Genomic DNA, 13265 nt, shown 5'->3' on the forward strand with positions numbered 1-13265 from the left:
CTCACGCCTCCAGATGCCGGCCGGGAAACATCTGCCTGACGACGCCGCCGACGCGGCCGAACAGCACGGAGACGATGTAGATCCCCGTCGCGACCAGGATGATCGCGGGGCCTGAAGGCACGCGGGTCTGGAACGACAGCACGAGGCCGGCATAGCCCGAGACAGCGGCGGCGACGACCGCGATGCAGATCATGACGGTGAGGTCGCGCGACCAGAACCGCGCAATGCCCGCCGGCAAAATCATCAATCCCACCGCCAGCAGCGTGCCGAGCGCCTGAAAGCCGTTGACGAGGTTGATCACGACCAGCGCGAGAAAGGCGAGATGCGCCGGCCCACCGGCGCGGCTGACCGTGCGCAGAAACAGCGGATCGACGCTCTCGATCACCAGCGGCCGATAGATCACCGCGAGCACCAGCAGCGTCACCGTGGCGTTGAAGGCGACCACCAGCAATGTCTGGTCGTCCATCGCGAGGATGTTGCCGAACAGCACGTGCAACAGGTCGATGTTGGTGCCCTTGATCGAGACGATGGTGACGCCGAGCGCCAGCGAGGCCAGATAGAAGGTCGCGAGCGAGGCGTCCTCCTTCAGCCCGGTCGAACGCGCGACGACGCCGGCGAGGATCGCGACGGCAAAGCCGGCGATCAGGCCGCCGGCCGTCATCGCGAACAGATTGAGGCCGGAGAGCAGGAAGCCTACGGCCGCGCCGGGCAGGATCGCATGCGCCATGGCATCGCCGACGAGGCTCATCCGCCGCAGCATCAGGAACACGCCTATCGGCGCACCCGCCAGCGACAGCGCTATCACGGCGGCGAGCGCCCGCCGCATGAACTCGAATTCGGTGAACGGGCCGATCAGCGCGTCATAGACCATCTGTGATCACGCCGCCCGCGAACCGACTTCGTCAGCCGCGCACGCAGCGGCACTGTCGTCAAAGGCCTCGCACATCCGCATCGCAACCATCAGATTTTCGGGCGTCAGCACCTCCGCCGTCGGGCCCCACGCCACGGGACCGCGCGCCAGCACCAGGGTCTCGGTGAAATGGTTGCGCACCATCTCCATGTCGTGCAGCGCGGCGAGCACGGTGCGGCCCTCGCCGTGCCAGTGCTTCACCAGCGCGAGCAGGTCGGTCGTGGTCTTGCTGTCGATGGCGTTGAAGGGCTCGTCGAGCACGATCAGGCGTGCATCCTGGAGCAGCACGCGCGCGAACAGCACGCGCTGCATCTGCCCGCCCGAGAGCGTGCCAATGGGGCGGTTCTCGAAGCCATTGAGGCCGACGGCTGCGATCGCGCGCAAGATCTTCCCGCGGGCGGCCTTGCCGATGCCGCCGAACAGGCCGGTGCCGCGCCACAGCCCGGTGCCGACGAAATCGAACACCGAGATCGGGAAGCTGCGGTCGATCTCCGCGCTCTGCGGCAGATAGGCGATGTCCCTGCTGTCGAGCCCGCCAAGATGGATGCTGCCGTCGAGCGGCCGGACAATGCCGACGATGCCGCGCAGCAGCGTCGATTTGCCGGCGCCGTTCGGGCCGATCACGGCAACCAGCGCACCGGCGGCGACCTCGCCGTTGAGATGATGCACGGCCGGATGGCGGTCATAGCCGAGCGTGACATTGTGAAAGTGCAGCGCCGCCGCCATGGTCACCTCATCGCCAGGAAGACCACGCCCCAGAGCACGGCGCAGACGGCAAGTGCGGCCGCGAGGCGGCCCGCCAAGGTCATGCGCAGGATCGACCAGGGCGCGTCCTGGGCCGGATGCGGCGAGGCCGCATCGTGGACATGGGCGTGGGTGTGGTCGTGCCCGTGCGAATGCCCGTGGTCGTGGGTATGGCCGTGGGAGTGGCCATGAGCATGGTCGTGATGATGGGCGTGGGACGCGGCGGGAACCATGCCGAAGACGTTATATTATAACATTACGCCTGTCCACGGCCGGCTCAGGGCTTGCCGATCACCATCGCGATGGCGGCGGCGACGAAGGGGAACGGCACCGAGACGGCGCAGCGGAACCAGACGAAGCGGGCCGGCATGAACGGAATTTCCCACAAGATCACCCGCTGGAAGGCGAACAGGGCCCAGGCGACGACATAGGCGACCACCTGGGGCACGCCGCCCCCGGATTTCAGCGCCACAGTGCCGATGGAGAAGCCGATCACAGGCCCGCCCGGCGTGGCGGCGCCGGCGACCACGGCGCTCGCAACCCCGAGCCAGCCGCTGTCCGGCCCGAGCCAGCCGGTGATCACCTCCTGCGGGATGATGGCGGCGATGTAGCCGGAGCCGATCACGCCCAGCGCAATCCGCGGCACGATGTTGATGAAGTCCATCGAGCCTTCGCGCAGCGAGGCCTTGAACACCGGAGGGCCGCGGCGGAAGGCGATCAGGCCGACGCCGAACACCGAGCCCCACAACAGGATGTCGATGAGAAGCGCGGCGCTCAAGTCTCGTCATCCTTCGCGGCCGGCTGCGGATAGACCCGGACATAGACGAAGCGGCCGAGCGCGCCGGCGAGCACCGGCAGCGGCAGCGAGATCAGGATCCGCCACAGCGTGAAGTCGGTGCCCATGATCGGGATTTCCCAGGCCACCGCCCGGCCGTAGCCGATCAGGGTCCAGCTCACGACCATGGCGATGGTGGCGCCGAAATCGGCGCCGACCGCGAGCAGCGCGCTCGCCACCGGATAGGCGGTGAAGGGTCCGCCCGGGAGAATTGCGCCGAAGGCCGTGCCGATCAGAAGACCCATCAGGCCGGATTTCGGCCCGAGCGAGCGCGAGACTTTTTCGTGCGGCAGGATTTCGGAGATGAAGGCCCCGAGCAGGCAGCCCGCCAGCACGCGCGGCAGGATGCCGCCGAACAGCGAGAGGTCGTGCGTGAGAATCTCAAGGACACCGTCGGTGCCGTCACGGCGCCAGACCAGGCCCGCGCTCACCGCCACCAGCGCCGCGATGATGATGGTCGACCAGCCGATCGGCTTGCGCACACGCCCCGGCCGCGGCTCGGACTCCGCGTCCTCGGCAGGCGCCGGATTGTTCGGGGAAGGTTCTGACAACGGGTGTGGGGCGGCTCGAGGGTGATGCCCATCCTGATTAAGGGTGCCGCCGAGGTGATGCAAACGGTACGATGACAGACCTGTGCGCGCACCGCGCAGGGCAATTCCGCACAGCAAAAAGGCGGCCGCGTGAGCGACCGCCTTTCTCGATGTCGTCAGTCCGAGGCGACGACTTACGCCTTGTTGAACAGGGACTCGACGTATTCCCAGTTCACGAGGTTCTCGACGAACGCCTTCAGATAGTCCGGACGGCGGTTGCGATAGTCGATGTAGTAGGAGTGCTCCCAGACGTCGCAGCCGAGGATCGGCGTGGCGCCGTGCACCAGCGGATTCTCGCCGTTCGGGGTCTTGGAGATTTCGAGCTTGCCGTTCTTGACCTGGAGCCAGCACCAGCCGGAGCCGAACTGGCCGACGCCGGCCGCCTGGAAGTCGGTCTTGAACTTCTCGAAGCCGCCGAGGTCCTCGTTGATCTTCTTCTCGAGCTTGCCGGGCAGCTTGGTGCCGCCACCGTTGGGCTTCATCCAGCTCCAGAAGTGGATGTGGTTGTAGTGCTGACCGGCATTGTTGAACACGGCGGGGTTCTTGCCGAACGAGCCCTTGACGATCTCCTCAAGGGACTTGCCTTCCCATTCGGTCCCCTTGAGCGCGTTATTGCCGTTGGTGACGTAGGCCTGATGATGCTTGTCGTGGTGGAATTCCAGCGTCTCCTTCGACATGAACTGGCCGAGGGCGTCATAGGCGTAAGGGAGGGGGGGCAGCGTAAAGGTCATGGGTTGTTGTCCGCGACTGATGGGGAACTGGCTTAACGGCGACTCTTATAGAAGGTTCCAGGGCCGTTAAATACCGCCAATTTGCGAAAATGCCAGATGCGGCGGTTTGGCCGGATTGCATAAAAACATCGCGAGCCTGAGGGGCGCTTCAACCCGTCCGTAAAATATCATTGCCTTTGAGGCGCTTATGGCAGAACGAACGCACCACGGCGCGGAGATGCGAAAGAGAGCACGATGAGCATCGAGATCGACATTTTGAACGGCGATGCTTCCTGGCGCATCGCGGAGCCGCTGCATCAGGCGGTCTGGGGACCGCAGATGGTCGCAGACAAGCCCTGGGCCAATGTCAAATGGGCCAATGCCGATTTGCGTGTGCTGATCGAGACGCCCGAGGACGGCCTCGTCTGCCATGTCGGCATCTACTTCCGCACCATCACCTGGAACGGGCAGAAGGTGCATATCGGCGGCATCGGCGGGGTCTGCACGCGCGAGGACCGGCGCGGCCGCGGTTATGCGACGGTGGCGATCGACGCGGCCGTGCATACCATGCGCGCCAACGAGGCCGTTCGCTTCGCGCTGCTGTTCTGCGAACCACACAATTTTGCATTCTACCAGACCCGAAGCTGGCTGCCCTTCCAAGGCGAGGTCTATTGCGAGCAGCCGGAGGGGCGGATCCGCTTCACCCACATGGCGCCCTACGTCTTCAACATCGTCCGCGCGCCGACGCTGGGCACCATCGACCTATGCGGCCTGCCCTGGTGAGCCCTGCGTGAGCGAAGGACTGGCGCGAAGGTGCTGCGCCCTATAAAATGTCGATCATCATCCAATATTCCGCCCGGTGAACATGACGATCGACGCCTCCGCAGACGCCGCGCCGCGTGCCCCGGTCGCCTCCCCCATCGCCAGCCTGCTGACGGCGCCGATCCTGCCGACGCTGCTGCGGCTCGCGATCCCCAACATGATCGCGATGGTCGGAAGCACGCTGGTTGCGATTGCCGAGACCTCCTATATCGGCCGGCTCGGCACCATCCCGCTCGCGGCGATCGCGCTGGTGTTTCCGTTCGCGATGCTGACGCAGATGATGAGCGCGGGCGCGATGGGCGGCGGCGTTTCGTCCGCGATCAGCCGCGCGCTCGGCGCAGGAGATCGTGAGCGGGCGGCGACGCTGGCGCTGCATGCCGCCATCATCGGTCTCTGCGGCGGACTGTTCTTCACGGTGATGATGCTCGCCTTCGGCCGCTCGTTCTTCACGCTGCTCGGCGGCCGCGAGCGCGTGCTCGAGGAGGCCTCCGGCTATTCGCAAGTGCTGTTCTCCGGCGCGGTCGCGATCTGGCTCGTCAACACGCTGGCCTCGGTGATTCGCGGCACCGGCGACATGCGCCTGCCTTCGATGACGCTGATCGGGGCAAGCGCGCTCCAGATCGTGCTTGGCGGCACGCTGGGGCTCGGCCTGTTCGGCGTGAAGCAGTTCGGCATGCCCGGCGTCGCCGCCGGCCAGTTGATCGCGTTCACCTGCGCCGCGATCTTCTTCCTCTGGTATCTTCTGTCCGGCCGCAGCCGGCTCCCGCTGCAGGTCCGCGCCTTTCATTTCGAGCGCGCGATGTTCCTGGATATCCTCAAGGTCGGCGCGGTCGCCTGCCTGTCGCCGCTCCAGACCGTGCTCACCATCTTGATCTTCACGAAGATCCTCGCGACCTTCGGCACCGAGATGCTCGCCGGCTACGGCATCGGCTCGCGGCTGGAATTTCTGCTGATCCCGATCACCTTCGCCTTCGGCATCGCCTCGGTGCCGATGGTCGGCATGGCAATGGGCGCCGGACATGTGAAACGCGCGCGGCGCGTGGCCTGGACCGCCGCTGCGGCGTCGGGACTTACCGTTGGCCTGATCGGGCTCGTCGTCGCGCTCGATCCCGCGCTGTGGGTGTCGCTCTTCACTGGAGACCCCGGCGTCACCGCGGCGGCGCACAGCTATTTCCACTGGGCAGGCCCGGCCTTCATGTTCTTCGGCATCGGCGTGTCGCTTTATTTCTCCTCGCAAGGCGCGGCGCGCGTCGGCGGTCCGGTGCTCGCCTCTACCGCGCGGCTGCTGATCGTCGCGATCGGCGGCGTCGGCCTGATGACGGCGCAGGCGCCGGCCTGGACGTTGTTCGCGCTGGTCGGCGGCGCCATGGTCGTGTTCGGGCTTTCGACCGCAGCCTCGGTCGCCTTCGCGCGCTGGGGCAAATGAACGCAGGCAAAATACGGGCAGGCGAATAAGCTCAGAAATGTGATTCCATCAGGCGTTGCACTCGCCCGATTTGCTGCTATGGAGGCGCCTCCATTCCGGGACTCTCTCCATGACATTCAGATTCGCCGCTCTCATCATCATTCTGGCTGCACTGTTCGGCACGGCTTCCGCCCAAGCGCAGAGCGCCGACGGGACCTGGCTCACCCAGGCCGGCGATGCTCGCGTCAAGATCAGCAAATGCGGCGGCGGCATCTGCGGCCACATCGTATGGCTGCGCGAGCCCATGGACACCGCGACCGGCCAGCCCGCCACCGACAGCAAGAACCCCAATCCCGCGCTCACCAGGCGCCCGATGATCGGCTTGCCATTGTTCAGCGGCATGCAGCCGACGGCTCCGAACAAATGGTCGGGCCAGATCTACAATGCCGACGACGGCGGCACCTATGCGAGCAGCGTCACTGTGACAGGCGCGGACGCGCTACGGGTCGAAGGCTGCGTCGGCGCACTCTGCGGCGGCGAGACCTGGACGCGCGCGGGGCGCTAGCAACTCACGCCATCATCGCCTTCAACGCCGTTGCCGCCGAGGCGTAGCCGCCGCGCGCACCGTCGATGAAATGGACGTGATCGCTGCGCAGCGCCGACGGCGTGAAGCAGGTCATCATCGCGGCGTCCTGCTGGTAGAGGCCGTAGCGCACAATGCCGTCGCGGGCCGCCGCCGCGAGACGGTCGCTCAACGCGCGCTCGAGCTGCGGCGTGCAGTCGAGGATCATGCGCAGGCCATCATCATATTTGCGGAAGTCCGAGTTCTCGACCACCTGGCGCTTGTAGACGTTTGGCACGAAGCCGCCGACGTTGAGGTCGAAGCGCATGATCAGATAGGCGAACAGCGTGTAGGCCAGCACGCCAGCCCGGCGTACGAACAGCGGGCCGCCTCGCCTGGTGCGAGCTTCAAAGTCGAGCCCCTGCGGCGGCCATTTCAGCGGCGGTCCCTGCGGTGGCACCGGGCGGCCACCATCCGGGCTGCGCTCGACGAGATGAATGATGTCCTCGATCACCTTGCGGAAAGCCGCGGGATCGGCACCCCGCGCCGGCATCACCAGCACCGACAGGATCAGGCCTCGCGCAGCCGGCATCACCTCGAACCGGCAGGACAGGCCCGAGAGATCGGGCTGCGTGCCGGCGGGCGCCTCAGCGACCGCGAACTCGCCGCGCTTCATGGCAGCATCGGCCCAGGCGAGCCCGCCGCCGGAAAACATCGCATAGGACAAATTGGCCGACGGACCGAAGCGTGCGACGCGCACGTCGAGCCCTTGCGCCCGGATCGCACTCACCGGCACCAGCGCGATACGCATCTTCAGATCGAGATCGTCCCGCACCCAGGTCGCGGTCGCGGCGAGCGCCTCGCGCGCACGTTCGAGATCGGAAGGCGCGACCGCGAAGCTCGCGCCGTCGCCGCCGAACACGAAGGGGAATTCGCGCCCCTCCAACGCGTTCGTCACCGCCGCGATGACGGCGGCGCCGGCCATGTTGACCGCCTTGTAGCGCTGCGCCGCGATCGCCTTGGTGGAATCGACGATATCGGCGACGCCGATGCTCCAATCGTCCGGCAGCGGCGCATAGAGCGCGGGGTCCATCAGGCTGGTGAAGCCTCGGAAGACGCGAATGCCGCCGTAGAAGGATTGGCCTGATGTCATCGGGTGATGCCGGATGGTTGGGAACGCGTTGCGAGGAAGATACGAGGCAGGATCGATCCGGGTTCGCCGGCCGGCGCCCTTTCGATTCCCGATCATTGGCCGAAATGCACCCTGACAACAAGATCGCGCCGCGCTGCAATGCCGCGGCCCGTCATTGATCGGCGTCAAATAGTCGACCGGGCGAGCGGCTATGTTGAGGCATCTGCAGAGATTGCAAGGGATGATCGAAGTGCCCGACTTCGGCGACAAGGACTCGCCCCCTCCGGTGCGGCGGCGCACGGGGCTCGACCCGATCAGTGCGGTGAAGATGCCGGAGGAACTGACCGCGGCCGTCGACGCCTGGGCCGAAGCTCATCACCTGTCGCGCTCGGCTGCGATCTGCAGGCTGGTCGAACTGGGCCTGAAGATCGCGCCCCCGGCACGCACCTCATCGCGCCCGATTGCATCGGACGCCACCAGGATCGAAGAACTTGCGGTGCACGAGATCGAGGCGCTGCTCGATCCGGCATTGCCGGTGGGCGAACGCGAGCGCCGCATCCGCCGCCTTACCGAAGGGCCGCCGGAATTCTCACGCGAACGGATCGACTTGCCCAAGGACGTGTCGAAGGACTTGCCCAAGGACTTGCCGAAGCACCGGACGTGAGCGGCTAGTGCAGCTTCTCGTCCTGACGCTTGCGTAAGGCATCGAGTGACGCGTCATGGCAACCGACCAGGCGCACGAATTGCTGCGGATGCATTTCATGGCCGTGACTGCCCGAATTCTGATGCGTCATCGGCGGGCAATGCACGTCGTCCGGCTTTGCGCTGGCTTGCTCGGTCCGGCCCTGAGTTGAAGCGGTCATGTCTGGCGTGGTCATGGACTGCTCCCTGTCGGTTAGGGCAGATCGATTGACGTAACCCAATCGATTGCGGGGCATCTTACGACCAAATCCGGCTTGATGTCATTGTGCCGGATCAACCCAATTGTCGCGGCGGAGTTCCAGTTACGCCGTATTCCCCGCATCGATCGTAAACACGGTGCCGGTGACGTTGCGTCCGCCCTCGCCCAGCAGATAGTCCACCATGTGCGCGACGTCATCCGTCTCGGGCAGACGGCGTAGCGCGCTGCGTCCGGCGATGCGCTTGCGCGCCTCGTCGGAGAGATTGTGCGTCAGCTCAGTGTCGATGAAACCGGGCGCGATCGCGTTCACGGTGATGCCGAGCTTGCCGACCTCCCGCGCGAGCGAACGGGTGAAGCCGGTGGCGGCGGCCTTGGTGGCGCCGTAGACGGAGAGGCCGTTATAGCCCGTGGTCGCGATGATCGAGGAGATGTTGATGATGCGGCCGGCGCCATCGGCCATCATCTGCCTCGCAACATATTTGGTGAGGATGATCGGCGACAGCACGTTGAGCTGCACCAGCGCCTCGATCTCGGAATTGTGCATGGTGGCGAGCAGGCCTTCGGTGCCGAGGCCGGCATTGTTGACGAGGCCGTAGATCGGACCGAACTCGTCGCGGACGAGCTTGGCGAAAGCCGGGATCGCATCGATCACGGCGAGATCGCAAGCGCGGAAATGCAGGCGCCCTTCGGAGACGGCGATCGCCGCCTTGAGCTCGTCGCTCTCGCGCCGCGCCGCCGCGATCACGTTGTAGCCGGCGCCAACGAGGCGCCTGCCGATCGCCAGCCCAATACCGCGGCTGCCGCCGGTGACGAGAACATTATGCATCGGTACGCGCCAGTTTGCCGGCCGGGGTGACGTCGAGGGACTCGACGAAGCGGATCACCGCCGGCACCTTGTGGGATGCGAGCTGCGCGCGGCACTGATCCAGGATCTGGTCGCGGATCTCCTTCGCCCGCGCCTGATCGGTGCCGTCGGCGAGGATCACGTCGGCCACGACGATGCCGCCGGTAATCGGGCTGCGGCGCGATTTCGCGCGCGACATCCGCACGTCGGCATGACGGTTGATCACCACCTCGATCTCCTCGGGGTGAACCTTCAGCCCGCCGATGTTGATGATGCCGCCGCGGCGGCCGACGAAATAATAGCGGTCACCGCGCAGTTCGACGATGTCGCCGCTGTCGACGAACCCGTCTCCATCGGTCAACGCGGCCGCATTGCGGCCGATATAGGCATGCGCCGTGCGCGTCGAGCGGATGCGCAGCGAGCCATCCACGACCTTCATCTCGACGCCGTTGCGGTTGCCGAGATAATCGGCCGGAAAGCCCTCGAGCCCGTCATTGACGGCGAAGCCGACGCCCGCCTCGGTCGAGGCATAGGCGTGACCGACGGAGGAATCGGGGAACGCGGCCTTCAGGCCGTCGAGCACGGCCTGGTCGGCGATCTCGCCCGAGAGGCGGACATAACGCGGGGCGAACTGCGCGGCCGAGCCGCTCATCAGGAGCTTGCGCCAGTGCGAGGGCGTGCCCGAGATATGGGAGACGCCGCGCGCGTTCAGCCGCGCGACGTGATCGCCGAGCGCCTCATGCGGATCCGACAGCACCATCGAGCCGCCGGAGAGGATGGCGCGCAGGAAGATCTGCAGGCCGCCATAACGGCGAATGTCGTAGAACGTCGCCCACACCGGCGCAGGTCCGCGCGCGGGGCCTTCGGCGACGATCGCGCCGGTGAGTGCTTCCAGCGTATGGCCGACGATTTTCGGCACGCCCGAGGTGCCCGACGTGAGCATCAGCCATTCGGTCGCGCGCTCGGATCTGGCCGGCGCGGTGGCTTGAAGCGGCAATTGCGCGGTGATCACGAGCGATACATCGGACGCGCCCCAGCGCTCGGGCTCATCCGTGACGACCGCATCGATGCCCGCATCAGCGATCAGGGCTTCGAGATATGCCGGGTTGAGATCAGGCGGGCACAGCAGCATGCGACGGGCGATGCCGTCGAGCTCGATCATGGCAAGGCCCGACCGAAGCTGGTCGGACAATTTCAGCAACACCGCGCGGCCGGACAATTCGCGCAGGCGGCCGCCGAGGACCGTCTGCGACAGGATGTCCGTCAGCGACACGACATGGTGCGCATCCGACAGGGTGCGGCCGGTCAGCTCCGCGCCGAGATGGTCGCGGAGCGCAAAGATCTCACGCGGGGACATTTTCGTAGGCCCGCACGAAATCACCCACCGTGGCAGGGAACGCAGCGTCCTCGGAAATGGTGAAGGGGTCGACGCCGGTCTCGTCCTCGAGGCGCGCCACCAGGATCGCGAACGCGAGCGAATCGAAACCCGTCTCGTGCAGGGACAGATCGTCGGAAAGGGCGGGAAGCGCGACGTGCTGCTCTTTGGCGATCTGCTGGATCGCTTCAATGACCTTAGACCTTACCGACATGGCTGGCTCGCTCTTGTTATTGACGGTTCGTGTTGCGGCGGCTCTTGATGACCGCCTCCCCATGGCCGCTTGTTTACCCGACAGAAGTAAATGGCTTCTTGGACAATTCAGATAAAATTGGACCTATCTCTGCATTTTCGCGCGGCTATAGCCTGATCGTGCCGTTGAGGATTTGCTCATGGGCCTCGGAATCGAGCGCGGCATAGGCGCCCGATTTCGGGTCGAGCATGAACAGCGGATCGGAGATCGCGGCCGGATCGAAGCCTTCCCGCGCCAGCTCACCCTTCTTCTGCTTGAACGTCTCGGTCGCATCGAGCTCGCGGGAGATGCGGATGAAGACGGGTCGGGCATAGGCCGGCAGGCGTTGCGCGAGATGGGCGGGCAGCCCCGCGATGTCAAAGCCCTCATTGACGACGATCGCGCTCATGCCGGCACGGCCGTCGGCGCCCACAATGCTGACGCCGTAGGTGGTGGCGTCGACCACGCCGGTGAAGTCGCGCACCGCGTCGTTGACCTCCGACGTCGCGACGTTCTCGCCCTTCCAGCGAAAGGTGTCGCCGATGCGGTCGACGAAGTGGAAGAAACCCTTGTCGTCGAGCCGCATCAGATCGCCGGTGCGGAACCAGGCATCGCCCTTGGCGAAGACATCGCGCAGGATTTTCTTTTCGGTCTCGCCGGCGTCGGTGTAGCCCTCGAACCGGCCGCCACCCTCGTCCGCGGTGCCGATGCGGCCGATCGCCTCCCCGGCCTCGCCGCGGGCGCAGGCGAGACAAAAGCCCTCGTCATTGCGCAGCGGCACGCCGCTGTCAGCGTCGAGCTTGACGAGACTCGCAGGAAAACGATGCGCGAGCAGCGGCGGGATGCGGCCGATCGCACCCGGCTGGCCCTCGACGTTGAACAGCGAGAAATTGCCTTCCGTCGCCGCGTAGAATTCGAGGATGCGCGGAATGGCGAAACGGGCCTGAAAATCTTCCCAGATGTCGCCGCGAAGCCCGTTGCCGCAGACGAGCCGCAGGCGGTGACGGTTCTCGTATTCGGACGGCGCCGCCTTCAGAAGGTAGCGGCAGAGCTCGCCGATATACTGGAACAGCGTGCAGTCGTGGCGCACGATGTCGGGCCAGAAGTTCGAGGCCGAGAATTTTTCCGCGATCACCACCGAGCCGCCGGCGGCGAGCATGCTGCAGGGCGCGACGATGCCGCCGACCGAGTGGAACAGCGGCAGGCAATCATAAAGCCGGTCCTGCGGGGTGGCGCCGGTGAGGCCGGCGAACCAGAAGCCCCAGTTCAGGATGCGTCGGTGGCTGATGCTGGCGGCCTTCGGCAGGCCTGTCGTGCCCGAGGTGTAGATCAGCAGGGCACGGTCGTTGATCGTGACGTCGCCATGCTCGTCCGGCGAAAGCGGCGCATCGTCAAGGGCGGCAAGCGCGACGTCGATCGCCCGTTCGCTGCGGGCATCGCCATGGGTCCAGACTTTTGCTTCTGTCTTCAGGTGCGGCGACGCGCCATCCAAAGCCTCCATGAGCTCGTGCGCGACGATGACGTGCGACGGCCTGGCGACATCGATGCAATGCGCCAGCGACTGGCCTACAAGCTTGGTGTTGATCAGCGCGACCACGCCGCCGACGCGGCTGATGCCGAGCCACGCGGCAACATAATCGATGCCGTTCGGCATGATCAGCGCGACGGTATCGCCCTTTGCCACACCGACCGAGCGCGCCCAGCGTGCATAGCGGTTGATGCGCCTCGAGAGGCCATCGTAGTCGAGGCTCGCGTCATCCACGATCAGCGCAGCACGATCGGGTTGACGCCGCGCCCAATCGTCGACCACGTCGGCAAACAGCCGGCCCGGCAGCGTCTCGATGCGCGCGGTGAGCTCGATCGCCTTCAGCCAGATCTTTGACGCCGAGGGCGCGCGCGCGGCTTTTGGTTGCTCGATGACGCCGGTGGTCATGCCGTCCATTCTTTCGGAGCGTGTCTGCTGGTTCCGGCAGCTTAGCTCGCACGCCCTGCCCAGGTGTTAAGAGACAAGGTAAAACCCGGTTAGGACGCGATTAACTCTAGTTATCCTCGACAAGGCCGGCGTGCGCAGCCGCAAGGTCTTTGCAATCTCTCACCACATGCGAAAGCTGACGTTGTCGGTCATCAAAGGAGCAGCGATCTGGCCGACGAGCCATCCAGCCTCGCGAGGCTAGGCACCCACGGGTCATCGGGCTAAGCTTTT

Annotated in this window: 16 protein-coding genes; 4 read left to right on the forward strand and 12 right to left on the reverse strand. The window is 65.7% G+C overall.

The features are described 5' to 3' along the window. Position 1 precedes the first annotated feature (1 nt). The 6 genes from NLM25_RS40540 to NLM25_RS40565 form a co-directional block, all read right to left on the reverse strand. A complete protein-coding gene (locus tag NLM25_RS40540) occupies positions 2-871 on the reverse strand; it encodes a metal ABC transporter permease (protein ID WP_254140632.1) in 870 nt (289 codons plus the stop codon). 6 nt (positions 872-877) lie between these two features. Beyond that, on the reverse strand, positions 878-1636 hold the full coding sequence (locus NLM25_RS40545; RefSeq protein WP_254123476.1) for a metal ABC transporter ATP-binding protein: 759 nt from the start codon (positions 1634-1636) through the stop codon (positions 878-880). A gap of 2 nt (positions 1637-1638) precedes the next feature. Then, positions 1639-1887, reverse strand: a complete 249-nt coding sequence (locus NLM25_RS40550; RefSeq protein WP_254124667.1) for a hypothetical protein — start codon at positions 1885-1887, stop codon at positions 1639-1641. Positions 1888-1931: 44 nt separating this feature from the next. Further along, entirely contained in the window at positions 1932-2432 is a 501-nt protein-coding gene (locus NLM25_RS40555) for a hypothetical protein (protein ID WP_254140633.1), read from the reverse strand. Further along, positions 2429-3040, reverse strand: a complete 612-nt coding sequence (locus NLM25_RS40560) for a permease (RefSeq protein WP_254140634.1) — start codon at positions 3038-3040, stop codon at positions 2429-2431. The genes NLM25_RS40555 and NLM25_RS40560 overlap by 4 nt, the downstream gene beginning before the upstream one ends. 173 nt (positions 3041-3213) lie before the next feature. After that, positions 3214-3810, reverse strand: a complete 597-nt coding sequence (locus NLM25_RS40565; protein ID WP_254140635.1) for a superoxide dismutase — start codon at positions 3808-3810, stop codon at positions 3214-3216. Between the two features lie 234 nt (positions 3811-4044). Here NLM25_RS40565 and NLM25_RS40570 point away from each other — a divergent pair, with 234 nt between their 5' ends. From NLM25_RS40570 to NLM25_RS40580, 3 genes are all read left to right on the forward strand, one after another. Next, entirely contained in the window at positions 4045-4572 is a 528-nt protein-coding gene (locus NLM25_RS40570; protein WP_254123479.1) for a GNAT family N-acetyltransferase, read from the forward strand. A gap of 82 nt (positions 4573-4654) precedes the next feature. Beyond that, positions 4655-6037, forward strand: a complete 1383-nt coding sequence (locus tag NLM25_RS40575) for an MATE family efflux transporter (protein ID WP_254140636.1) — start codon at positions 4655-4657, stop codon at positions 6035-6037. A 109-nt stretch (positions 6038-6146) separates the two neighbouring features. Beyond that, complete coding sequence (locus NLM25_RS40580) at positions 6147-6581, forward strand: DUF2147 domain-containing protein (protein ID WP_254123481.1); 435 nt, start codon at positions 6147-6149, stop codon at positions 6579-6581. Between the two features lie 4 nt (positions 6582-6585). On the opposite strand, the gene NLM25_RS40585 is transcribed toward NLM25_RS40580, so the two are convergent. Continuing rightward, a complete protein-coding gene (locus tag NLM25_RS40585) occupies positions 6586-7731 on the reverse strand; it encodes a DUF3095 domain-containing protein (RefSeq protein ID WP_254140637.1) in 1146 nt (381 codons plus the stop codon). A gap of 220 nt (positions 7732-7951) precedes the next feature. Here NLM25_RS40585 and NLM25_RS40590 point away from each other — a divergent pair, with 220 nt between their 5' ends. Continuing rightward, positions 7952-8374, forward strand: coding sequence for a hypothetical protein (locus tag NLM25_RS40590; RefSeq protein ID WP_254140638.1), 423 nt, complete (start codon positions 7952-7954; stop codon positions 8372-8374). Positions 8375-8378: 4 nt separating this feature from the next. Here NLM25_RS40590 and NLM25_RS40595 read toward each other — a convergent pair whose 3' ends face one another. The 5 genes from NLM25_RS40595 to NLM25_RS40615 all read right to left on the reverse strand — a co-directional run bounded on the left by NLM25_RS40595 (position 8379) and on the right by NLM25_RS40615 (position 13004). Then, positions 8379-8588, reverse strand: a complete 210-nt coding sequence (locus NLM25_RS40595; RefSeq protein WP_254140639.1) for a hypothetical protein — start codon at positions 8586-8588, stop codon at positions 8379-8381. Positions 8589-8714: 126 nt separating this feature from the next. Next, positions 8715-9437, reverse strand: a complete 723-nt coding sequence (locus NLM25_RS40600) for an SDR family NAD(P)-dependent oxidoreductase (protein WP_254140640.1) — start codon at positions 9435-9437, stop codon at positions 8715-8717. After that, on the reverse strand, positions 9430-10812 hold the full coding sequence (locus tag NLM25_RS40605; RefSeq protein WP_254140641.1) for a class I adenylate-forming enzyme family protein: 1383 nt from the start codon (positions 10810-10812) through the stop codon (positions 9430-9432). The genes NLM25_RS40600 and NLM25_RS40605 overlap by 8 nt, the downstream gene beginning before the upstream one ends. Then, positions 10799-11044, reverse strand: a complete 246-nt coding sequence (locus NLM25_RS40610) for an acyl carrier protein (protein WP_007597226.1) — start codon at positions 11042-11044, stop codon at positions 10799-10801. Before NLM25_RS40610 ends, NLM25_RS40605 begins: the two co-directional genes overlap by 14 nt. A 145-nt stretch (positions 11045-11189) precedes the next feature. After that, positions 11190-13004, reverse strand: coding sequence for a long-chain-acyl-CoA synthetase (locus tag NLM25_RS40615; protein ID WP_254140642.1), 1815 nt, complete (start codon positions 13002-13004; stop codon positions 11190-11192). Between the last annotated feature and the right edge of the window lie 261 nt (positions 13005-13265).

Source organism: Bradyrhizobium sp. CCGB01, from assembly GCF_024199795.1.
In the GTDB taxonomy this organism is placed as follows: Bacteria; Pseudomonadota; Alphaproteobacteria; order Rhizobiales; family Xanthobacteraceae; genus Bradyrhizobium.